Origin of the sequence: Azoarcus sp. KH32C (genome assembly GCF_000349945.1) — a bacterium.
Taxonomy (GTDB): Bacteria; Pseudomonadota; Gammaproteobacteria; order Burkholderiales; family Rhodocyclaceae; genus Aromatoleum.
On sequence record NC_020516.1, the window covers coordinates 2950691 to 2972058 of the forward strand.

Annotated in this window: 17 protein-coding genes; 9 read left to right on the forward strand and 8 right to left on the reverse strand. The window is 66.7% G+C overall.

All coding sequences use genetic code 11. The features are described from left to right. The first annotated feature begins 10 nt into the window (after nt 1-10). From AZKH_RS12905 to AZKH_RS12920, 4 genes are read left to right on the forward strand one after another with little or no spacing between them, the layout of a single operon-like run. Nucleotides 11-979 carry an aliphatic sulfonate ABC transporter substrate-binding protein gene (locus AZKH_RS12905; protein ID WP_015436223.1) on the forward strand — a complete coding sequence of 323 codons (969 nt, stop codon included), beginning with the start codon at nt 11-13 and terminating at the stop codon, nt 977-979. Next, nucleotides 976-2373: an aldehyde dehydrogenase family protein gene (locus AZKH_RS12910; RefSeq protein ID WP_015436224.1), complete on the forward strand. Its 1398-nt coding sequence runs from the start codon at nt 976-978 to the stop codon at nt 2371-2373. Before AZKH_RS12905 ends, AZKH_RS12910 begins: the two co-directional genes overlap by 4 nt. Next, the gene (locus tag AZKH_RS12915; protein ID WP_015436225.1) at nt 2370-3899 is read left to right on the forward strand and encodes an AMP-binding protein; all 1530 of its coding nucleotides are present in this window, start codon (nt 2370-2372) and stop codon (nt 3897-3899) included. Before AZKH_RS12910 ends, AZKH_RS12915 begins: the two co-directional genes overlap by 4 nt. Nucleotides 3900-3953: 54 nt before the next feature. Continuing rightward, complete coding sequence (locus AZKH_RS12920) at nt 3954-5543, forward strand: rhodanese-like domain-containing protein (RefSeq protein WP_015436226.1); 1590 nt, start codon at nt 3954-3956, stop codon at nt 5541-5543. A gap of 39 nt (nt 5544-5582) precedes the next feature. On the opposite strand, the gene AZKH_RS12925 is transcribed toward AZKH_RS12920, so the two are convergent. Beyond that, nucleotides 5583-6749: a sugar diacid recognition domain-containing protein gene (locus tag AZKH_RS12925; RefSeq protein WP_015436227.1), complete on the reverse strand. Its 1167-nt coding sequence runs from the start codon at nt 6747-6749 to the stop codon at nt 5583-5585. 164 nt (nt 6750-6913) lie between these two features. On the opposite strand from AZKH_RS12925, the gene AZKH_RS12930 reads away from it, so the two are divergent. Then, entirely contained in the window at nt 6914-8278 is a 1365-nt protein-coding gene (locus tag AZKH_RS12930) for a glycerate kinase (protein WP_015436228.1), read from the forward strand. Here the strand turns inward: AZKH_RS12930 and AZKH_RS12935 are convergent. Then, on the reverse strand, nt 8214-9650 hold the full coding sequence (locus tag AZKH_RS12935; RefSeq protein WP_015436229.1) for a C13 family peptidase: 1437 nt from the start codon (nt 9648-9650) through the stop codon (nt 8214-8216). The two genes, AZKH_RS12930 and AZKH_RS12935, sit on opposite strands and share 65 nt — an antisense overlap. Nucleotides 9651-9853: 203 nt before the next feature. Between AZKH_RS12935 and ccoG the strand changes: the two genes are divergently transcribed. From ccoG to AZKH_RS12950, 3 genes are read left to right on the forward strand one after another with little or no spacing between them, the layout of a single operon-like run. Continuing rightward, the gene (gene ccoG / locus AZKH_RS12940; RefSeq protein ID WP_015436230.1) at nt 9854-11311 is read left to right on the forward strand and encodes a cytochrome c oxidase accessory protein CcoG; all 1458 of its coding nucleotides are present in this window, start codon (nt 9854-9856) and stop codon (nt 11309-11311) included. A gap of 26 nt (nt 11312-11337) precedes the next feature. Next, entirely contained in the window at nt 11338-13002 is a 1665-nt protein-coding gene (locus AZKH_RS12945) for a nitrite/sulfite reductase (RefSeq protein WP_015436231.1), read from the forward strand. After that, nucleotides 12980-13387: a DUF934 domain-containing protein gene (locus AZKH_RS12950; RefSeq protein ID WP_015436232.1), complete on the forward strand. Its 408-nt coding sequence runs from the start codon at nt 12980-12982 to the stop codon at nt 13385-13387. Before AZKH_RS12945 ends, AZKH_RS12950 begins: the two co-directional genes overlap by 23 nt. Here AZKH_RS12950 and AZKH_RS26365 read toward each other — a convergent pair. Continuing rightward, complete coding sequence (locus AZKH_RS26365; protein ID WP_015436233.1) at nt 13374-13799, reverse strand: DUF4383 domain-containing protein; 426 nt, start codon at nt 13797-13799, stop codon at nt 13374-13376. The two genes, AZKH_RS12950 and AZKH_RS26365, sit on opposite strands and share 14 nt — an antisense overlap. Before the next feature lie 252 nt (nt 13800-14051). Between AZKH_RS26365 and AZKH_RS12960 the strand changes: the two genes are divergently transcribed. Then, entirely contained in the window at nt 14052-15551 is a 1500-nt protein-coding gene (locus AZKH_RS12960) for an FAD-dependent oxidoreductase (RefSeq protein WP_015436234.1), read from the forward strand. Between the two features lie 155 nt (nt 15552-15706). Here the strand turns inward: AZKH_RS12960 and AZKH_RS12965 are convergent, their stop codons facing one another. From AZKH_RS12965 to AZKH_RS26370, 5 genes are all read right to left on the reverse strand, one after another. Beyond that, the gene (locus AZKH_RS12965; protein ID WP_015436235.1) at nt 15707-16222 is read right to left on the reverse strand and encodes a hypothetical protein; all 516 of its coding nucleotides are present in this window, start codon (nt 16220-16222) and stop codon (nt 15707-15709) included. A gap of 45 nt (nt 16223-16267) precedes the next feature. After that, nucleotides 16268-16471, reverse strand: coding sequence for a hypothetical protein (locus AZKH_RS12970; RefSeq protein WP_015436236.1), 204 nt, complete (start codon nt 16469-16471; stop codon nt 16268-16270). Nucleotides 16472-16566: 95 nt separating this feature from the next. After that, nucleotides 16567-17010 carry a PRC-barrel domain-containing protein gene (locus AZKH_RS12975; RefSeq protein WP_041656151.1) on the reverse strand — a complete coding sequence of 148 codons (444 nt, stop codon included), beginning with the start codon at nt 17008-17010 and terminating at the stop codon, nt 16567-16569. A gap of 253 nt (nt 17011-17263) precedes the next feature. Further along, entirely contained in the window at nt 17264-20137 is a 2874-nt protein-coding gene (locus AZKH_RS12980; RefSeq protein WP_015436238.1) for an ATP-binding protein, read from the reverse strand. A gap of 595 nt (nt 20138-20732) precedes the next feature. Continuing rightward, a complete protein-coding gene (locus tag AZKH_RS26370; RefSeq protein ID WP_070099119.1) occupies nt 20733-21026 on the reverse strand; it encodes a YqjD family protein in 294 nt (97 codons plus the stop codon). Nucleotides 21027-21368 lie beyond the last annotated feature (342 nt).

Below are 21368 nucleotides of genomic sequence, written 5' to 3' on the forward strand. Positions count from 1 at the left end.
AATTTCGAACATGGTGAATCTTCAACGCAGAAAATGGCTCGGCACGATCGCGGCAGCCGGTGTCGCCTCGCTTGCGAGCTCCATCTCCCTGGCGCGCGCGGCCGAATCGCGGCAGGTCCGCATCGGCTATCAGAAATCCTCGACACTAATCACGCTGCTCAAGGGGAACGGCAATCTCGAAAAGCGCCTCGAAACGCTCGGCGTACGGGTGAGCTGGCACGAGTTCACGAGCGGCCTGCCGCTCCTCGAAGCGCTCAATCTCGGCAACGTGGATTTCAGCGCGGATGTCGCCGATACCGTGCCGGTGTTCGCACTTGCCGCCGGCGCGAAGCTCGCCTATGTCGCACAGGAAGCGCCTTCGCCCGAAGCCCAGGGGCTGATCGTGCGCGCCGACTCGCCGATTCGCACGGTCGCCGATCTGAAGGGCAAGCGCGTCGCGGTGACCAAGGCCGCCGGCTCGCATTACCTGCTGATCGCGCTCCTCGAAAGCGCCGGGCTGAAGTTCAAGGACATCGAACCCGCCTACCTGACGCCGGCCGACGGACGCGCGGCCTTCGAGCGCGGCGCGGTCGATGCGTGGGTCGTGTGGGATCCCTTCCTCACCGCCGCGCAACGCCAGACCCCCGTCAGGCTGATCGCCGACGGCAAGGGCGTCGCGGATTACCAGCGCTACTACCTCACCTCGCACGACTTCCTGAAGAACTCGCCCGACGTGCTCGGCCTGCTCTTCAACGAGCTGAAGACGACCGGGCGCTGGCTGAAGCAGAATCCAAAGGAAGCGGCCGCGCAGCTCGCCCCGCTGTGGGGACTTGACGCGGCGACCGTCGAAGCGGCGAACGCCCGCCGCAGCTACGATGTGCGCGCCGTGGTGCCCGACGCGCTGACCGAGCAACAGCGCATCGCGGATACCTTCTTGTCCGAAGGGCTGCTGCCGCGCAAGGTCAGCGTGTCGTCGGTGACGCTGTGGAAGCCGGCATGAGTGTCGCAGCCGACGTTTCCGCGTTGATCGAACGCGCCCGCATCGCGCAGACGGCATTCGCCACATGGCCCCAGGCGCGGGTCGACGAGGCGGTCGCGGCCGCTGCGTGGGCGATCCTCGAACCGGGACGCAATCGCGAGCTGGCCGAGCTCGCGGTCCGCAGCACCGGCCTGGGCCGCGTCGAGGACAAGGTCCGCAAGAACCACCGCAAGACGCTGGGCCTGTTGCGCGACTTGCACGGCGTGAAGACGGTCGGCGTAATCGGGGACGACCCCGAGCGTGGGATCGTCGAGATCGCACGGCCGGTCGGTGTCGTCGCGGCGATCACGCCCTCGACGAACCCGGCGGTGACGCCGGCCAACAAGGTCATCAACGCGCTGAAAGGCGGCAACGCCATCATCCTCGCGCCCTCGCCGAAGGGGGCAACGACCTGTTCGCGGCTGCTGGAATTCATCCATGCCGAGCTTGCGAAGGTCGGAGCGCCGCAGGGTCTCGTTCTGCAGCTTCCGGGAGGTTCCGGAAAGGAGGCCCTGCACGAGCTGATGCGCCAGGCGGATCTCGTCGTCGCGACAGGCTCGCGCGCCAACGTCCGCGCCGCCTACGAGAGTGGCACGCCGGCGCTTGGCGTCGGGGTCGGCAACGTCGCGACGATCGTGCTGCCGACGGCCGGTCCGGGCGCCGCCGCGGCACGCATCGCGCAGTCGAAAACTTTCGACAACGCCACGAGCTGCTCGTCCGAGAACAGCCTGATCCTCGTCGGCGACGCAGCGGACGGCATGCTCGCCGCGCTCGCAGCCGAAAGCGCAGTCCTCCTCGATCCGCAGGAAAAGGCGGCCCTCGCCGCCGCGATGTTCCCCGACGGCCAGCTCGCGCCGGCGGCGATTGCGCAATCCGCCGCACGCATCGCGCAGATCGCGGGCCTCAACCGACCGATCTTCCGGGACGCGCGCATCCTGCTCGTCGAGGAGAACGGTGTCGGACCCGAGTATGCGTTCTCCGGCGAGAAGCTGTCGCCGGTGCTCACCGTCTATCGTGTGCCCGACCTCGACGCGGCGATCGCGCTGGTCCGGCGCATCTACGACTATCAGGGCAAGGGCCACTCGGTTGGCGTCCACGGCGCGACCGCCGCGGAGGCGCTGCGCCTCGGGCGCGAGCTCCCGGTCGCGCGCGTGATCCAGGACCAGATCCACTGCTACGCCGTCGGCGGCTCCTTCGACAACGGCCTGCCCTTCTCGCTGTCGATGGGCTGCGGCACCTGGGGCGGCAACAGCTTTTCGGACAACCTGAACCATCGCCACTTCCTCAACATCACGCGCATCGTGAAGCCGATTCCCGAGCGCGTGCCGAGCGAGGCCTTGCTGCTGGGCGCCTACTGGGAGCGCTACGGACGATGAGTCGGCAGCAATCTCCGAACGTTCGCGCCCTGCTCGAAGCCCGAGCCGGCGAGACTCCGCATGGCGTCTACTGCATCTCGCCCGAAACCGGCCGCGAGATGACGTTCGGCGGCCTGCTGGACAGTGCCCGCTCGCTCGCTGCGCTGCTTGCCGCACGCGGCGTCGAGCCGGGTGCCCACGTCGCGATGCTGTTGCCGAACGGCCTGCAGGCGGTGCGGATCTTCGTCGGCGCGATGGCTGGCGGGCATGTGATCACCCCGCTCAGCCTCCTCGCCCGACCGGCGCAGCTCGCCTATGTGCTGGAGCACTCGGGCTGCCGTGCAGTGTTCGTTGCGCCGGAACTGGTCGAGCGCCTGGGCGAAGCGCTGTCCATGCTGCCCGACGGCGGCGCTTCAATCGAAGTGCTTGCGGCAGATCCGGACGAGCTCCGGATCGCGGACGAACCCGCCGTTTCGAACTTTCCCTCAGGCGCGCCGGATGCCGACGCTCCCGCGCTGCTGATGTACACCTCCGGCACGACGGGCCGTCCGAAAGGCGTCCTCCTGACGCACGAAAACGTCCTCGCCGGCGCACGATTCGTCAGCGAAGCGCATCGGCTTGGCCCCGACGATCGCGTGCTGGCCGTTCTGCCGCTGTATCACATCAACGCGCAGATCATGACCGTGCTCGCGCCGCTGTATCATGGCGGCAGCCTCGCGATGCCGCGGCGCTTCAGCACCAGCGCCTTCTGGCCGCTCGCCATCGCACAGCGCTGCACCTGGATCAACGTCGTGCCGACGATCATCGCCTACCTGCTCGAAGACCCCGCCGGCGCTAAGGGGCTCGACCTCTCGCGCATTCGCTTCTGCCGCTCGGCGTCGGCCCCCTTGCCGCCTGAGCATCAGCGAGCGTTCGAGGAGCGCTTCGGCATCGGCGTCATCGAGACGATGGGGCTCACCGAAACTGCGGGGCCCTGCCTCGCCAACCCGCCGGAACCGCTGTTGCGGAAATACGGCAGCCCGGGGCGTGCCTTCGGCAACGAAGCGAAGGTCGTCGATCCGGCGACCGGACGAGATTTGCCGGACGGACTTCCCGGGGAGATCGTCGTGCGCGGCCCCAACGTCATGCGCGGCTACTATCAGGGCGGGGAGGAAAGCGCCCTCGCCTTCCTGCCCGACGGCTGGCTGCGTACCGGCGACCTCGGCTATCGCGATGCCGACGGCTTCTTCTTCATCACCGGGCGCCTGAAGGAAATCATCATCAAGGGCGGCGAGAACATCGCGCCGCGCGAGATCGACGAGGTGCTGCTCGCACACCCGGGCGTGCTCGAAGCCGCCGCGGTGGGAATCCCTGACACGTTTTACGGCCAGGACATCCTCGCGGGCGTCGTGTTGAAGCCCGGCAGCGGCTGCGGTGAGGCCGATCTCAAAGCTCATTGCGAGCGGCATCTCGGGCGTTTCAAGACCCCGCGCGTCTTCCGCCTGCTCGCGGAACTGCCGAAGGGGCCGTCCGGGAAGATTCAGCGCCTCAAACTTCTTGATGCTTGAACCAAAAGCGCGCGCCGAAGAACAACTGAGCAAATCCTGCAGGAACCTGAATCGATGCCTGAAACCTTCCGAACCTGGCAAACCGCCGACGTCCGCAGCGCCCTGATCGAAGGCCGCGAAATCGCCCTCCTCGACCTCCGCGAAGAGGACGTCCACGCACAGAGCCATCCCCTATTCGCCGCGAACTTCCCGCTCGCGCGGATCGAACTGGACGCGTGGAGCAAGCTCCCGCGGCGCGACGTGCCGATTGTGTTGCTCGATGATGGCGAAGGCGAAGCCGAGACCGCGGCGGCGCGGTTGCAGGCGCTCGGCTACACCGACGTCGGACTGCTCGCCGGGGGACTGCGCGGCTGGGCGGAAGGCGGCGGTGAGCTCTTCCGCGACGTGAACGCGCCGAGCAAGGCCTTCGGCGAGCTGGTCGAGGCCGTCCGCCACACGCCTTCGCTGTCCGCCGAAGAAGTCCATGCGTTGATCGAGTCCGGCGCCGACATCCGCATCGTCGATGCGCGTCGCTACGACGAATACCGGACGATGAGCATCCCCACCGCAACCAGCGTCCCTGGCGCGGAACTCGCGTTGCGCGTGCCGGAGCTCGCGCCGAACCCGGACACGCTGGTGATCGTCAATTGCGCGGGGCGCACCCGCAGCATCATCGGCACGCAGTCGCTGCGCAACGCGGGCCTGCCGAACCGGGTCGCCGCGCTGCGAAATGGAACGATAGGCTGGACGCTCGCCGGCTTCGAGCTCGATCATGGCCAGACGCGCCGCTTTGGCGAAGTGTCGGAATCGACTCGTCGCGCAGCCGCTGAATCGGCTCGCGCCCTCGCCGGCCGGGCAGGCGTGCTTCACGCGCAGCCCGATGCGTTGCAAGTGTGGTCGGCGCAGGACGATCGCACGACCTATTTCTTCGACGTCCGCACGGCCGAGGAGTACGAGGCCGGCCATCTTCCCGGCTTCCGCCACGTCGCTGGCGGCCAGCTCGTGCAGGAGACGGAGATGGTGGCCCCAGTGCGTGGAGCGCGCATCGTCCTCGCGGACAACGACGGCGTGCGTGCGAACATGACGGCCTCCTGGCTCGCACAGATGAACTGGGAGGTGTGGGTGATCGATGGCGTTCCGGAGTCGGACTTCGTCGAACGCGGCCCGTGGCAGCCGTCGCTGCCGCCCTTGCCCGAATTCCCCGAAATCTCGCACGAGGAACTGGCCGCGCGGGCAGGAGCCATCGACACCCTCGTGTTGGACTTCGCGACCAGTGCGGAATATCTGCGCGGGCACATCCCGGGCGCCGCCTTCGCGCTGCGCTCACGTCTGCCCGACGCGCTCGCTGCAGCGCCGGACGTCCGCCATTTTGTGCTCACTTCGCCGGACGGCCGGCTGGCCCGCTTGGCGGCGCAGGATCTCGCCGCGCTGCGCCAGGATGCACGTATCGACGTCCTCGCTGATGGCACGGCCGCATGGCGTGCCGCCGGCCGGGAGCTCGAATCGGGCCCGACGCGCCTTCTCTCGCCACCGCTCGACCGCTATCGCCGCCCTTACGAGGGCACGGACAATGCGCGCGACGCGATGCAGGGCTACCTGGACTGGGAATTCGGGCTCGTCGCGCAACTGGAGCGCGACGGCACCCATGGTTTTCGGGTGCTCTGAGCGGCAGCCGGACGCGTGAGGGTCCGCCGCTTACCGCGATCAGAGCGCGCCCTGCTCCCTGAGCTGCAGGGCGACGTAGAGCAGCAGGCGGTCGTCGATGTTGGCGAGGTCCAGTCCCGTCAGCTCGCCGATCTTCTGCAGGCGATAGTCGAGCGTGTTGCGATGGATGTGCAGCGCTTTCGCGGTCGGCAGCGCGTGGCTGTCGTTGGCGTACCAGGCGGCCAGCGTCCTCATTAGCATACCGCTCGTCCGGTCGAAGGTCTCGAGTTGCGATAGCGGTTGGCGCAGCTGTTCCGCCTGCCAGCCCCAGTCGAGGCTTCCGAGCAGCACCGGCAGGCTGAGGTCGTAGTAGCAGAAGCTGTTCCGTTGCCGATTCCGCACCCGCCCTGCCCGGGCCGCCTTGCGCGCGGATTCGTACGACGTGGCCACCCCTTCGACGCCCGGCAGGGAAATCCCCATCGACAGGACGAAGGGTGTTTCCGAGACTGCGTTGATTACGTCGTGAACGGCCTGCAACCGCTTGCGGGCGGCAGAGGTCACTGCGGCGCGGGGTGCGGATGCGTCGAAAGCATCGAGCATCACGAGTTCGCGCGGGCTCAGCACGGCGGTGAGCATTTCCGACCAGCGTGAAGAAAGCTCGGACTGGGTGCGTTGCAGTGCCATCAGTGCGAGATCCGGACGCTGGGCATCTTCCGGCAGTTCCAGGACGAAGGCGGCCCGTGCCGAATGCATGTCGATGGCGAGGCGCCCGGCCCAGGCCTCCAGGCCGGCATCGGAAATCCCGGTCCGCCTGACGAGCTGATACACGAATTCTTCACGGTAGCCCTTCTCCCGCTGCAACTCTCCGATCAACTGCGCCTGTTCGAGGATCATTTCCGCCGTGATGCGGACGAGCTCCCCGAACTGGCGTACTTCATCCGGATGCCCGCTGATGCCGACGACACCGCAGATCTCGCCGCGGACGATCAGCGGCAGATTGATGCCGGGCTTGGCGCCGTGCAGCTTCTGCGTCGCGGCGGCGTCGACTTCGACGGTGCCTTGGCGTGTCAGCACCAGTTGGGCCCCGGCATGGAGATCGCCAATCCGGCCTGCCTCGCCGCTCGCGATGATGATGCCGCGCGTGTCCATCACGTTCACGCTGAACGGGATGATCTTCATCGTCCGCTCGACGATTTCCTGGGCCAGTTCGGGTTTGATTGCAGGCATCGCGGTTCCCAGTGCTTGCGCTTCTTCAAGGATATTGTGCAGATGCCTAATTATCATCCATTTTTAGTTGAGTAAATTAGGGTCTATGCACGATGAAGCTGCCTTCCTGCGCCCCTACCATTGCCGAGCATTGTTCGTAGAACGTCAATCATCAGGAGACATGGATGCCCATCAAGGGACTGCTGGCCGAGCCGATCGGCGCGAAGCGTGAGGCAACTGACCCGCGCGAGCTGCTCCAACGGATGTTCCAGGCCGCGATCGAGGCGGCGCAACCGGCGCACTGCATTCCGGCCCATCTGCCCGAAGCCCCCAAGGGGCGCCTGATCGTCATCGGGGCCGGAAAGGCCTCGGCGGCGATGGCGCGTGCGGTCGAAGACACCTGGCCGGGGCCCCTCTCCGGCTTGGTCGTCACGCGCTACGGCTACCGCGTGCCCTGCGAGCGAATCGAAATCGTCGAGGCGGCGCACCCGGTGCCGGATGCGGCCGGGCTCGCGGCGGCGGAGCGCATCCGTGCCCTCGTCAGCGACTTGACGCCCGACGATACAGTCCTGTGTCTGATTTCAGGCGGCGGTTCCGCGCTGCTCGCCTTGCCGCTCGACGGCATTACGCTCGAGGACAAGCAGTTCGTCAGCCGCGAGTTGCTGAGGTCGGGGGCGACGATCAGCGAGATGAACTGCGTGCGGCGCCACCTCTCGGCGATCAAGGGCGGACGCCTCGCCGCGGCCTGCCACCCGGCGAAGGTCGTCACCCTGCTTATCTCGGACGTTCCCGGCGACAACCCCTGCGATATCGCGTCGGGCCCGACGATCGGTGATCCGACCACCTGCGACGACGCGCTCGCGATCGTCCGCCGCTATGGCATCGAGCTCCCGCCCAACGTCCGCGCGGTGCTCGAAACCGACCGCGGCGAGTCGATCAAGCCGCGCGATTCGCGTCTGGAAGGTCATGAGGTGCGCATCATCGCCGCGCCGCAGATGGCGTTGGAGGCCGCGGCGCAAGTCGCGCGCGAAGCCGGCGTCACGCCCCACATTCTCGGCGACAGCATCGAAGGCGAAGCGCGCGACGTCGGCAAGGTGATGGCGGGTCTGGCGCGCCAGGTCGCCGAGCGGGGCCAGCCGTTCAAGGCGCCCTGCGTGCTGATTTCCGGCGGCGAAACCACCGTGACCGTGCGCGGCAAGGGGTGCGGCGGGCGCAACGTGGAGTTCCTGCTTTCGCTGGGCGTCGCGCTCGATGGGCATCCGGGCGTCCACGCACTCGCGGGCGACACGGACGGCGTCGACGGGCAGGAGGAAATCGCCGGTGCCTATCTCGCGCCGGATTCGCTCGAACGCGCGTGGGAACTCGGGATCCGGCCGAAGGAGAGTCTCGACGACAACGACGGCCACGGATTCTTCGGTGCGCTGGGCGATTCCATCGTCACCGGACCGACGTTGACCAACGTGAACGACTTCCGCGCCATCCTCATTACGGATGCCGCGGCCGTCCGCCCGTCTCCAGCCGACGCTCGACAGCGCTCAGCGCGACCCTGATGCCGTTGCCCACGGCCATCTGCGGCTCGGAGGCTTCCAGCCCTTCGACTGCTTCGCGTGCGGCGACGGTGCGCTTTGCCTGTTCGAAGGCCATTTCGAACGAATGGGTGTTGCGCAGCGCCTCGTCGAAGAAGGCGCGGCCGAAGAAGGTCCAGTCCGCCTCGTGGCTGCAGCCGTGCGAGTTGCGGTCGCGGCGCGCCGCGCTGATCACGAGGGTGTCGTTGCCGGACAAGGGCGGGACGAAGCCGCCCGAATAGCAGGCGGAGACGACCACCACGCGGTAGCGGATGCCGGCCGCTTTCAGCATCTGCTGCAGTCGTTCCGGCGTGAGGTCGTCAAAGCGGTAGGGCCACAGGCTGAGGTCGAAGCGGTGTTCGGGCGAGCCATGGGAGGTCATGAAGAGCACGAGCACGTCTTCGTCGCGGTTCATCCGCTGTCCGATCACGCGGAGGCTGCGTTCGAGCGCGGTGACGCTGGCGATCGGCCGCTCGGAGATCGTCGCCGGGTTATTGACGAGGATCATGCTGTGGCCGGCGGTGTCGAAGCGCTCACGAAACAGCGCTTCGACGGATTGCACTTCGCGCAGGAAGACGTCCTGCCCGCCGTGGCCGCCGACCGCGAGCAGGAAGAGCTCCGGTACGCCGGCACGCCCCGGCTTGACGCGGTCCAGCGCCTCCTCCAGCAAGTGTGGCTGCGCATACAGCACGGATTCGTTGGTGCTGCGCATGCGGCGTTCGCGTGCGGCGGCGTCGACGGACAGATCCCGGTGGGCGACCCAAAGGGATTCCTTCTGCTCGATCAGCAAGGGCGGCAGGCCGATCAGGAAGATCGTGGCCAGGAGGGCCGCGAAGCGCCGGCCGCGTCCGAGGCCGACTGTGCGCACGAGCGTGAGGACCGATGCGATGAGGCCGAGGCCGAAGGGTGCCCACCAGACGACCATCGCAGCCTCGCCGAAGGACCGCCAGGTGTGTTCCGGCAGCAGGCTCAGGCCTCCCCATACGACAGTCACGGCGAGCCATAGCGCGGCGAGCGCGACGGCGCCCGCGACTGTCCGGCTTTCGTCCCCCGCCGCCCGTGCGGTGATCCAGGCCGCGAGCAGCAGCCAGGGGATTCCGAAGAAGAGCGGCAGCACGCCGGCCGGATTAAATTCGCCCGCGCCATCGACACGCAGGAAATCGAGCGCGCCGCTGACCGCCATGTCCAGCAGGAACAGGAAGACCAGCTGCGGAACCGACGCTCGCAGCGAACGCGCCGCCGCAGGATGGAGCGCGAGAAACAGGAATCCTGCCCGCAGGTTGCATCCGAGTTCGGCGAGCAGTCCGTCGGCTTTGGGCGGGATCACGGGGGGCGACTCGGCCTGGTCGGTTTCCAATGCAGGGCTCCGGGCGGAAGGTCGCTCGCATTATAGCGCCTGCATAGATCGGCCATGGTTCCACAGGGCGTCGGCAGCAAACTGTTACGCTCGAAAATCAAAACAACTGGGACTGTTACGTTTCGCGCCCGGATGGTGTACTTCCGGCCACTGCCCCGACGCCGTATTCCACGCGCGCTGTGGGTTGCAGCGGGGACGTCATCATGCAAACGACATCATCGCGGGCAACGGGTGCCCGCATCGAGTTCTACCGCAAGACGGGCAAGATCCATCCGCGCACCGTTGCCGGCCGCTACAACAGCCTGCGCTGGGCGATGGTCTGGATCACGCAGATCGTCTTCTACGGCGCCTGCTGGCTGGACTGGGACGGCCGGCAGGCCCTGCTGTTCCATATCGCCGAGCGCAAGTTCTACCTCTTCGGCCTCGTTCTGTGGCCGCAGGATGCGCTGCTGCTGGCCTTGTTGCTGGTGCTCGCGGCGACGGGGCTCTTCCTCGTCACTGCAGTGGCCGGGCGGCTCTTCTGCGGCTTCGCCTGTCCGCAGACGGTGTATACGGCGATCTTCCGCTGGGTCGAGAACAAGGTCGAAGGCGATCACCTCGCGCGGATGAAGCTCGACCAGGCGCCGCCAAGCCTGCACAAGTTCGCGCGCAAGGGCGCCAAGCACGCGATCTGGCTGGCGATTGCGCTCTGGACCGGCATCACCTTCGTCGGCTATTTCACGCCGATCCGCGAGCTGCTGTTCAATCTCGGGCCCGGCGAGCTCGGGCCGTGGGAAGGCTTCTGGGTGTTCTTCTATGCAGGCTTCGCGTATCTGCAGGCCGGATTTGCGCGGGAGATGGTGTGCATGCACATGTGCCCGTACTCGCGCTTCCAGGGCGTGATGTTCGACCGTGAAACGGTGACCGTCAGCTACGATGCGCGCCGCGGCGAGCCGCGCAAGGGACGTGCGGGCGCAATGACGCAGGCGACGACACCGGTGACGGCAAAGCTCGCAAGCACCGGTCAGACGGCTGCTGCTACGCGCGGCGATTGCGTCGACTGCAGCCTGTGCGTGCAGGTGTGCCCGACCGGCATCGACATCCGCGACGGTCTGCAATACCAGTGCATCAACTGCGGACTGTGCGTCGACGCGTGCGACGACGTGATGACGCGCATCGGCGCACCGATCGGGCTCATCCGCTTTGCCTCCGAGCGCGAGCTCGCGGCGCCGAAGGCGGCCCAGCCCCGCGCGCCGATGCTCGCCAGCCTGCGTCGTCCGCGCTCGCTGGTGTACGTCGGCGTGCTGGCGGTGTTCACGGTGCTCGGTGCGTGGATGCTCGCCAATCGCGTGCCGCTGCAGGTCGACGTGCTGCGCGACCGCAATGCGCTGATGCGCGAGAAGCCGGACGGCAGCGTCGAGAACACCTACATGCTGAAGGTCGTGAACATGCTCGAAGAGCCACGCGCCTTCCACATCCGCGTCGAAGGACCGGCCGAGGCGCATATCGTCGGCGCCGACGTCATCCACGTCGCGGCCGGTAGCGTGCTGCCCCTGCCGGTGACCGTCGCGGCGCTGCCCGAGCCCGGCAAGACCGGCGTCCAGCCGCTGCAGTTCGAGATCGAAGCCCTCGACGGCGAGCCGACGCACGTGACCGAGCGCAGCTCCTTCCTGCTGCCCTGACCCATCCAGACTTCCACGAGATCGCCATGTACCGCTACGACGAAACTGACCAGCGCCTGGTCGACGAGCGCGTGGTCCGCTTCCGCGACCAGATGCGCCGCTTCCTGGCCGGGGAACTGTCCGAAGACGACTTCCGCCCGCTGCGCCTGCAGAACGGGCTCTACATCCAGCGCCACGCGCCGATGCTGCGCGTCGCGATTCCCTACGGCACGATGTCCGCGACGCAACTGCGGATGCTCGCCCGCGTCGCCCGCGAATACGACCGCGGCTACGGCCACTTCACGACCCGCTGCAACATCCAGTACAACTGGGTGCGGCTCGAAGACGCGCCGGAGATCCTCGCCGAGCTCGCGACGGTGCAGATGCACGCGATCCAGACCTCGGGCAACTGCATCCGCAACATCACGACCGACCCCTTCGCCGGCGTCGCTGCAGATGAGGTGCTCGACCCCCGCCCCTACTGCGAGATCGTGCGCCAGTGGTCGACGCTGTCGCCGGAATACACCTTTCTGCCGCGCAAGTTCAAGATCGCGATCACCGGCAGCCGCAACGATCGCGCGGCGGTCAGCTTCCACGACATCGGCGCGCGGGCGGTGCGACGCGAGGATGGCGAGATCGGCTTCGAGGTCTATGTCGGCGGCGGGCTCGGGCGCACCCCGATGGTCGGACACCGCATCCAGTCCTTCCTGCCGCGCCGCGAGCTGCTGAGTTATTTCGATGCGATCCTGCGCGTCTACAACCGCTACGGCCGGCGCGACAAGAAGTACAAATCGCGCGTCAAGATCCTCGTGAAAGAACTCGGGCCGGAAGCCTTCACTACCGAGGTCGAGCGCGAATGGGAGTTCCTGCGCGGTGGCGAGGCGAGTATCGACGATGCGCGCTTCGACGCGATGGAGCGGCATTTTCGCGCCCCGGAGATTCCGGCCGATGGCGAAAGCGCCCTGCCCCGCAACGGCGAACCGGCTTTCCTGCGCTGGCTGGCGCGCAACGTGACCGCACACAGGCTGCCCGGTCTCGCGATCGTGACGCTGTCGCTGAAGCAGACCGGCAACCCGCCGGGAGACGCGTCGGCCGCACAGATGGAGGCCGCCGCGGATCTCGCGGATCGATACAGCGCCGGCGAGATCCGTGTGAGCCACGAGCAGAACCTCGTGCTGCCGCAGGTTCGCATCGCCGAGCTCCTTGCGCTTTGGCAGGCCGCCGTCGGCCATCAACTTGCGACCGCGAATATCGGCCTGCTGACGGACGTCGTCTGCTGCCCGGGCGGCGACTTCTGCTCGCTCGCGAATGCGCGCTCGATCCCGATCGCCGAAGCGATCCAGCGGCGTTTCGCCGACGAAGCAGCGCTGGAGGATGTCGGGCCGCTGGAGCTCAACATTTCGGGCTGCGTGAATGCCTGTGGACATCACCATATCGGCAACATCGGCATCCTCGGCGTCGATAAGAACGGCGAGGAGTGGTACCAGGTGACGCTGGGCGGCAGCGAGGACGCCCCGCCTGCGATCGGCAGGATCATCGGGCCGTCCTTCCAGGCCGCCGACATCCCCGAAGTGGTCGAGAAAGTGGTGACCGTCTATCGGCGGCAACGCAGCGAGGGCGAACGCTTTATCGACACGCTGCGCCGCATCGGCGCCGATCCCTTCAAACAACATCTCTACGGAGGCGCCGATGGGCACCGTGATCAAGATTAACGAGGGTATCGTCGAGGATGCGGCTCAGCTCGTGCCGCTCGCCCGCTGGCTGGAATGGCGCGAAGCGGGCCAGGTGCCGCATCCCGGCAGCGGTGTTTGGCTGGAGCCGGACGACGATTTCGACGCCCTGCTTCCCGACCTCGACCGGCTGACGCTGATCGCCGTGAACTTCCCCGTCTTTACGGACGGCCGTGGCTACTCGGTCGCACGCTTGCTGCGTGAGCGTCACGGCTACCGCAGGGAACTGCGGGCGGTCGGTGACGTGCTGCGCGACCAGCTGTACTTCATGCGGCGTTGCGGATTCGACGCCTTCGCGCTGCGGGCCGATCAGGATGCGGAACTGGCGCTGCGGGCGTTTGACGACTATTCCGTCAGCTACCAGTAGCCTTCCTGTCAGGCGTGATGCGCCGTGTGCCGCGGGTGGTGCGGAACGGGTCCGAAACCGAGGTACAGCGCTGCGCCGGCAACGATCGCGTGCAGGCGACGTCGGCCGGGTTGTGGGCCATGCCCAGCAGCAGGCCGTGTCCGACGAAGATGCCGGCGATCGTGACCAGCCCATAAATCAGGCCGAAGACCCGGAAGTAGGTCGCGCTCGCGGCGTCGCTGCGGAGTCCGACGATGATGGCGACGATTCCCGAGATCAGGTGGACCGCGTTGTGAATCGGGTTCACCGCGAAGATCCCGAACAGGAGGGCATCGCCTCCGGGATCCCGATGAGGCGCGACCGCTTCGACGAAGCCGAGCAGTCCGGCAACGATGAAGGCGGCGCCAAAGATGAGTGCTGCGCGTCTAAGCATGATCTTGCTCCTTGTTTCCGGTCCCGAGCCGATGCCCGGTCCCGCGAAAATCGATGCAACCGGGGGGCCCGCACGCGCCGAGGGACGGAAAATGCGGGCCCTTGCTCCGGCACCGCGATTGCTCGGCGACTTGGGTATTCGGTGGCGGGACGTATCGCGAATGCGGCCCTCCGCGGTCTCGAACGCATTCGGGTCAGGGCTACGAGTTGGCACGGAAGGGGTAAGAACTGCTCGTAGCGTGTAGGAGGGAGCATGGACACCATTTCCATCTGGCGGGGCACGGCGGACAACACGATGTTTCCGCCGCTGGAAGGCCGGGCGACGGTCGACGTTGCAATCGTCGGCGGCGGCATCACGGGGCTCACGCTGGCGATGCTGCTGGCCGAGGAAGGCAAGTCCGTCGCGCTGCTCGAAGCGGGCTCGATCGGACTGGGCAGTACGGGCAACTCGACGGGCAACCTATATGGTGTGGTCAGCGAGCGACTGTTCGCGATCGGCGACAAATGGGATCGGCAGGTCATGCGGGCGGTGGCCGAATCGCGCAGCCAGGCGGTCGACCTGATCGAGCGCACGGCCAGGGCCCTCCCTGCCGAGGTCGGATTCGAGCGCTGCGATTTTCACCTTTACGCGACGACTGCCGCGGCGACCGAGACGGTCGAACGGGAATACCTCGCCGCGCACCATGTCGGCCTGCCGGCGCGCCTCGCGGACGCAGCGCCGATCGCCGTGGAGAGCCGGCGCGCGCTGATCATCGAGAACCAGGCCCAGTTTCATCCGCTCGCCTACCTGCAGGCGCTCGCGCAACGGATCGCCTCCGACCGTTGCCGCATCTACGAGCGTTCGGCCGTGATCGACATCGACGAACAGTCGCACACGCTGCACACGATGCGCGGGGTGGTCAGCGCACGCGACATCGTGCTCGCGACGCATTCTCCGAAGGGGCGCTTCCTGGTTCACGCCGAAATGCTGCCTAACCGCGAATACGGGATCGCCGCGAGGCTGAACCAAGGTCCGTATCCGCAGGGAATCTTCTGGGGACTGGGGGATTATTTCCATTCGATCCGCAGCCTGCGCGCGGGCGGTCAGGAGTACCTCATCGTCGTGGGCGAACACCACCGGGTCGGCCAGCACGACAGCGTCGACGCCTTTCTGCGCCTGGAGGAGTTCGCGCGGCGGCATTTCGATGTCGCGGAGGTGAGCCATCGGTGGTCGGCGCAGAACTATCGCGCCGCCGACCTCCTGCCCTACATCGGCCGCAGCCACGCATCGGATCTTCACATCGCGACCGGCTTCGGGCCGGACGGCCTGACCTACGGCACGCTCGCGGCGGCCATCATCACGGACCAGATCGTCGGACGCCCCAGCCCATGGGCCGAAATCTACCGGGCCGGACGTATCGAACCCGTGAGGGCCGCGTTGGGCGTGCTGGAGGAAAGTCTCGGTGTCGCCAAGGCCTTGATCCAGGATTATGCGGGACGCCCCGAAGCGCGGGCGGCGACGATCCGGCCGGGCGAAGGCGCGGTCGTGGAAGTCGGAGGCGAGAAGGTTGCGGCCTACCGCGATGCGGCCGGCAACCTGTCCGGAGTCTCACCCGTGTGCACGCACATGAAGTGCATCGTCCACTGGAACGCCGCCGAGAAGACATGGGATTGTCCCTGCCACGGCAGCCGCTTCGACGTCACCGGCGAAGTCATCGAAGGCCCGGCGCTGGCTCCCTTGCCGCGAAAGCACTTCGGGCAATGGCAGTCATGAGCCGCGGCCCGCCTGCTTCGGCTTGCCTCCCGGTGGTGGCTCCCGGGGTGGCTTCTTCGGCGGCACCGGTTGGGGATCGCCCGGTCCCTTCCGCGTCGGTTCGGCAGGCGGATCGCCTTTCGTTGGTGTGGTGTTCATGATCGTCTCCGATGCGTTCATTCGCGGGGAACGTCGAGCGAGACGCCCGCGGCTTCCGCCATGCGCGCTTGGCGCGCGAGCGCGCGCAGACATACCGCAACAGTGCCGGCGAACATTTCGTCGTAGACGGGAAAGGCTCCGCTGGCTCCGACCACGATCCCGTCGATGCAGACGCCACCGGTGAGCACCGTGTCGTGGGGCCGCAGTAGCTGCGGATACAGCTGCTGCATCTCGTGCCCGTCGCGCCCGCTTCTCCAGCTCAACAGCGCCTTGGCGCGCGCGAAGGCCGCGTAATCCGCGTCCCAGGCGTTGCGGTCGCCGAAAGCATGCTCGTGCAGCACGGCCTCGTCGAACGGCACGCTGCCCGCAGGCATCCCGGGATTCATGATCACCAGATAGAGAAAGCCGCTGCCGACGACGGAGCGGTCCTGCATGGCCGCATCGATCATCGGCGAAACGAGGGCGACGGCCTGTCGAGCCAGGGCTTGGGTCACGTAGTGGCTGCCGATTGGCGTGCGATGCGCTTCGTGCATGGTTTCAACTCCCGAGCGTTGGTCGGTGGGGGGCGCAGGGGGAAGCTATCGGTCGAGGATCGTGCGGAAGCGCCGCTGTTCGAAGACCTCGTTCGTGTAGTACTTCACCGTCTCGCCGACCGCAGCGAGCTTCGCGAGGATGACGAGCACCAGGGCGACGAGGGTTCTCTGCCGGTAGCGCATCAGCGCTGAGCGGAGCAGATGAAAGACGAAACCGGCCGTGGAGGTGGAACCGGCGGAATCCGGCATGGCGGCCGAGAGAGGTCTGGGGGGAAGGCCTTAACGCAACCGGGGCCGGCGGACCGGCCCCGGTTGCACGGGCGCTGGATCGTGAGGACCCTGGCTTACAGGTCGCTCACTTCCCAGTAGGCGCGTTGCCCGTAGTAGGCGTGGACTTCGCGCGCCCACGTCGGATCGGCCATCGTCGGCCAATGATCCTTGTCGAAGCCCGGTGCGGCTTTCAGGCGATCGGCGTCAACGTCCAGGACGAAGCACTTGCGTCCGACGTCGAGCGTCAGTGCCGACCAGGGAATTGCGAACAGCTTGTCGCCCATTCCGAGGAAGCCGCCGGACGACAGCACCGCATATGCGATACGGCCGCTGCGTACGTCGAGCATGATTTCCTTGATCTTGCCGAGATCCTGGTCCAAGCGGTTGACGACGTTATCGCCTTCGAGCGTGCTTGCGGCCATCACGTCGGGACCCGGACCTTCCGGTATGTCACGCGGGGCGCCGACGATCGGAGTCTGAGTCGACTGGGTTGTGCCTGGGGCATGGATGCTTGCCATTTTCATTCCTCCTGCATTGAAATTGCGGCTGGAACGAGCGCATGAGGCGCTGCCGTGGCGCTACTCGTTCCGTTTGGTGGCCGGCTGCGTTCGGGTGGATTCCCACGCACCCTGCTGCGTGCCGGATGCGCCACGGGATAAAGACATCCAGCAATCGACGTGCCGCAGGAGGATGCGTCACGCCCCGGGAGGTGGCCGCGCCACGGACGGTAAGAATTACAGAGACGTGTAGTTCCGGGCTTGCGGCTCGGGCCTAGGCTTCCCGATATTCGCCGTCGTGGATGGGAAGCGCCTCGATCTCGCCGCCGCTTCCATTGAGCACGGCTGTGATGGCGTTCACCAGCGACTCTTCGTCCACAGGTTTGCCGACCTTGCCCTTGAAGCCGGCACCGGAGAACTGCCCGTTGTCGAGATGCGTGAGGGCCGTCACCGCGATTGCGGGGATGTCGGAGCCACCCATCGAGCGGATTCGCCCGAGCACCTCGAAGCCGCTGTCGCCCGGCATTGCGATGTCCAGCAGGAGCACCGTCGGCGTGGACAGCGGGCCCGCGAGTTCCCATTGAGCAAACAGCGCTTCGCCCGACTCGAAGTCCAGCACCCGGGCGCCCGCGCGTCCGAGGATCAGCCGCATGACCTCCCGTGCGTCCGGGTCGTCGTCGACGAGTAAGGCGGTCACGCCGGTCAAGGTCCGCCGCGACGGCTTGCACACTTCCCGCTTCATGACGCCGGCGCCGCCTTGCTCGCGCGCACGGGGAAGGATCACCGTGAAGATGGAGCCCTTCCCCTCTCCGGCGCTCGTCGCCTGAACGGTGCCGTCGTGCAGCTCGACGAGGTTGCGCACGAGCGCGAGGCCGATGCCCAGCCCGAGGTAGCGGCGCGTCATCGAGGTGTCGGCCTGGCTGAAGCGGTCGAACACGTGGGGCAGGAAGTCGGCTTCGATGCCGATCCCGGTATCGGACACCGACAACTCCGCGCATTTGGATGTCATGCGCAGGCGCACCTGGACCTCTCCGCCTTCCGGCGTGAACTTGATCGCGTTCGACAGCAGGTTGCTCAACACTTGCTGCAGGCGGTCGAAGTCCCCGTCGACGCAGACCTCCTCGCACTCGCAGGCAAAGCCCAACTCGAGGTTCTTGGCCTTCGCGGGATCGCGCGAGAGTTCGAGCGCGGCGTTCACCACCTCGACCAGATTGACGCGATGCAGATGAAGCTCCAGCTTGCCGCTGATGATGCGCGAGGTGTCGAGCAGGTCGTCGATCAGGCGGGTCTGGTGGTCGATGTTGCGCTTGATCGCCTCGGCGGCGCGGGCGACGAGCGAGGGGTCGGGGGTGCGTGCCCCGATGAGGACCTGGCTCCAGCCCTTCAGCGCATTGAGCGGCGAACGCAGTTCGTGCGAAACGATCGCGAGGAACTCGTCCTTGGCGCGGTTGGCCCGCTCCGCCTCGCCGCGCAGGTGGTGTTCGGCGACGAGCAACTGTTCGAGATCGTGCTGCGCGCGCTTGCGTTCGGTGATGTCCTTCGCCACGCCGACGAGCCCGAAGACCTCGTCCTGGGCGTTGCGCAAGGGTGACTTGGTGACGAGATAGGTGCGCGTTTCCGATCGTACCGTACGCCGCTCCTCGACGACGACGGGGCGGCCGGTCTCGATCACGCGCCGGTCGTTCTCTGCGGCACGCCGGGTTTCCTCAGTGTCGCCGAAGATCTCCTCTTCCTTGCGACCGACGACTTGCGCCCGGTTGAGCCCCATCGCCTGCAGCGCCGCCGGGTTGATCATCATGATCTGGCCGTCACGGCTCTTGGCGACGATCAGTTCCGGGGTGCTCGCCGCGATGGTGATCAGCAGCGTCGTGCTTTCACGCAGCACCGACATCGTGCGGTCAAGCGCGCGCGTGCGTTCGGCGACCCGTCGGTCGAGCGCCGCGTAGGCTTCGCGCTCGGCATGCTCGCGGGCACGGTTCGCGCTGACGTCGCGAAGCACCATGACGCCGCCGGTCACGCGTTGCCGCTCGTCCTTGAACGGTGTCGCCGTCACTTCGACCGCCTGCAGTGTGCCGTCGCGGCGGCGGACTGCCGGCTCGCCCTTGACCGACACGGAATGCGAGAGCATGAAGGCGCTGTCGAGCGGGCAGCCCAGCGGACGGCCGGTCGGGCCGTCCACCAGGGCCACAAGCTTCGAGACAGACTCCCCGACGGCAGAAGCGGCGCTCACGCCCGTCAGGGCCTCGGCTGCAGGATTCATGAAGCTGATGCGCGCTTCGTCGTTGACCGTGACCACGGCGTCGCCGATATAGGCGAGCGTGACTTCCAGCCACTGCCGTTCGGTCTCGGCCCGCTGCTCGGCGCGCGAGCGCGAAAGGTGCATCTCGTCGAGCCGGCCCGACATCCACAAGATCAGCGCGACCGCTGCGACGATCGCGGAGACCGTCAGCACGCCCTCGCTTTCGGTGCTTTCGAACCAGCCGGCACGTAGTCCGAGTGTCTGCACCAATACGACCACCAGCGGCAGACCGATGGCCATGGGGACGAGGCGGCGGACCACCAGCGCGCCGGGCGAGTCGTGCTCCAGCAACTTGACGAGACGCGCCGCCGGCCGCGTGGCGAGGATGCTGAAACTCGCAGCCAGCAAGGCGACGGCGATCGGCAAGGGAATACTGAGGGACGGCAACTCCACATCTACGCGGACCAGGCGCACCGTGAGTCCCACCAGCGCGACGAGCACGATTCCCGCAACAGCCACGGCAAGGAACTGCGACCATTCGCGCGCCGGGCGCCCCTCGAGCGTCGCCAGGATCATGGAGATGCCGAGCAGCAGGTAGCACGAGGGGGCGCCGACGAGAATCGGCGACGGTTCGAAGAGCGCGGCAAGAAGCGGGAAGGCGGAGTGCGTCTCGCGCACCATGCCCACGTTCAGTGCGAGTCCGCCGAACGCCAGCATGACGAGTGCGGACGACGCGAGTACCACCAGCCATCGCCTCCTCGAGTCGACCGGCTGGGCCAGGGCGTGCAGCGAAAACGACAGGATGCCGAGCGCCAGCACGCTGCCCGCCTGGATCGGCGTCGAGCCGACGCTGATCGAGAAGAAGTCCTGGAGACCCGTCGCCCACGCGAGCAGGGCAAAAATCGCCATCAGCGAAACCACCGCGCGAGTCCAACGCCCCGCATGCTGCAATTTCGCGGCACGGGCCCCCGATCCGGCGGGAACCCACCTCGAAGACATTGCGGAAATGTCCGAGTGGACGGCGGTTCCCGCTGCGGGCGGAGAAACGGCGTCTGCACTACCTATGGTGGCCACGGTGCTCTGCTCTCATCCCTTCACGGAGTATGAATTTCCGTTCTTCCGAGGCCGAGCCGTAGCGCGCGCAATACCGCGATGGAGCAGCAACGTCGATGTTGCGGCCCATGGGTCGCCGTAACGCGCCCTGATTGCCGCAGCGGCGATACCGGCCACTAAAGTAAGAAGACCGCCGCCCCCCGCTTTTGGTTTCCTCGGTCGCCTCCTCAAGAAGCCTCCGAGCGTGAAACCTGCGGCTACGGCGGCCATCAGGCCCCGGCCGGAAACTGCGGCGTCGCGCTTGTCACGCAGCCATTGAGTGCTTGCCGATTCGAGGGCCCGGCGGTCTTCGGCAACCCGTGTTTCGGCCGCCAGCAGTTCCTTTTCGTAGTTTCTCAAGGCCTTCCTCGCTCCGCTGGCCGGCGCCGCAAACGCTGCTGCCCTCAATTCTTCATTGACGCGAAGTCAGGCGACTCAGCAACAACCCGACTCCCACAGCAATCGCGACGGAAGCGATCGGGTGGCCGCGTACGTACTCGCGCGCGCTTCCGACCCACTGCTCTTGCGTGTCCATCCATTGCTGGCGCATCTTCTCGCCCTTCATTCCCAAATCTCTGACACGCGCTGCGGTCGCATCGGCGACCCGATTCACGGTCTCCTGCGCGTTGCCGGAAAGCTTTTCGATCTGTTCGGCGCCCTGTTCTGCCGCCCCGATGATGGTCGGTTCTGTCGTTGTCGGTTGCATTTCAAAGTCCTCCAATTCGGTTCGTACGCCGCCAATCCTGTAATGGAAAACCACGGCAGCGTCTGTGGACCGGGCAACCCGCGTGCCCGAGTCCTTGCGGATGCCGAAACACCGGACGGCGGAAGCACCGATCCCGAATGTGCACGTGCACATTACAGCGGTGCCAAAATGGATATGCGTTACGAGATATGACGTTGACCGAGAGGTGGCAGCCGGCTGCGAAGCAATTTCGCGCAGGGGGATCTTTATTTCTGCAACGAAATTATGCGGTTGTAGAACGAGAAAGTCGCTACCACATGCGCTTTAAACTGCATACGCCGATCACGGTAGCCGGCTACCACG

What these genes read in the sequence shown, in the direction of transcription:
- AZKH_RS12905 (WP_015436223.1), top strand. Translation starts at nt 11, where the DNA reads ATGGTGAATCTTCAACGCAGAAAATGGCTCGGCACGATCGCGGCAGCC.
- AZKH_RS12910 (WP_015436224.1), top strand. Translation starts at nt 976, where the DNA reads ATGAGTGTCGCAGCCGACGTTTCCGCGTTGATCGAACGCGCCCGCATC.
- AZKH_RS12915 (WP_015436225.1), top strand. Translation starts at nt 2,370, where the DNA reads ATGAGTCGGCAGCAATCTCCGAACGTTCGCGCCCTGCTCGAAGCCCGA.
- AZKH_RS12920 (WP_015436226.1), top strand. Translation starts at nt 3,954, where the DNA reads ATGCCTGAAACCTTCCGAACCTGGCAAACCGCCGACGTCCGCAGCGCC.
- AZKH_RS12925 (WP_015436227.1), bottom strand. Translation starts at nt 6,749, where the DNA reads ATGCCTGCAATCAAACCCGAACTGGCCCAGGAAATCGTCGAGCGGACG.
- AZKH_RS12930 (WP_015436228.1), top strand. Translation starts at nt 6,914, where the DNA reads ATGCCCATCAAGGGACTGCTGGCCGAGCCGATCGGCGCGAAGCGTGAG.
- ccoG (WP_015436230.1), top strand. Translation starts at nt 9,854, where the DNA reads ATGCAAACGACATCATCGCGGGCAACGGGTGCCCGCATCGAGTTCTAC.
- AZKH_RS12945 (WP_015436231.1), top strand. Translation starts at nt 11,338, where the DNA reads ATGTACCGCTACGACGAAACTGACCAGCGCCTGGTCGACGAGCGCGTG.
- AZKH_RS12950 (WP_015436232.1), top strand. Translation starts at nt 12,980, where the DNA reads ATGGGCACCGTGATCAAGATTAACGAGGGTATCGTCGAGGATGCGGCT.
- AZKH_RS26365 (WP_015436233.1), bottom strand. Translation starts at nt 13,799, where the DNA reads ATGCTTAGACGCGCAGCACTCATCTTTGGCGCCGCCTTCATCGTTGCC.
- AZKH_RS12960 (WP_015436234.1), top strand. Translation starts at nt 14,052, where the DNA reads ATGGACACCATTTCCATCTGGCGGGGCACGGCGGACAACACGATGTTT.
- AZKH_RS12965 (WP_015436235.1), bottom strand. Translation starts at nt 16,222, where the DNA reads ATGCACGAAGCGCATCGCACGCCAATCGGCAGCCACTACGTGACCCAA.
- AZKH_RS12970 (WP_015436236.1), bottom strand. Translation starts at nt 16,471, where the DNA reads ATGCCGGATTCCGCCGGTTCCACCTCCACGGCCGGTTTCGTCTTTCAT.
- AZKH_RS12975 (WP_041656151.1), bottom strand. Translation starts at nt 17,010, where the DNA reads ATGGCAAGCATCCATGCCCCAGGCACAACCCAGTCGACTCAGACTCCG.
- AZKH_RS12980 (WP_015436238.1), bottom strand. Translation starts at nt 20,137, where the DNA reads ATGGCGATTTTTGCCCTGCTCGCGTGGGCGACGGGTCTCCAGGACTTC.
- AZKH_RS26370 (WP_070099119.1), bottom strand. Translation starts at nt 21,026, where the DNA reads ATGCAACCGACAACGACAGAACCGACCATCATCGGGGCGGCAGAACAG.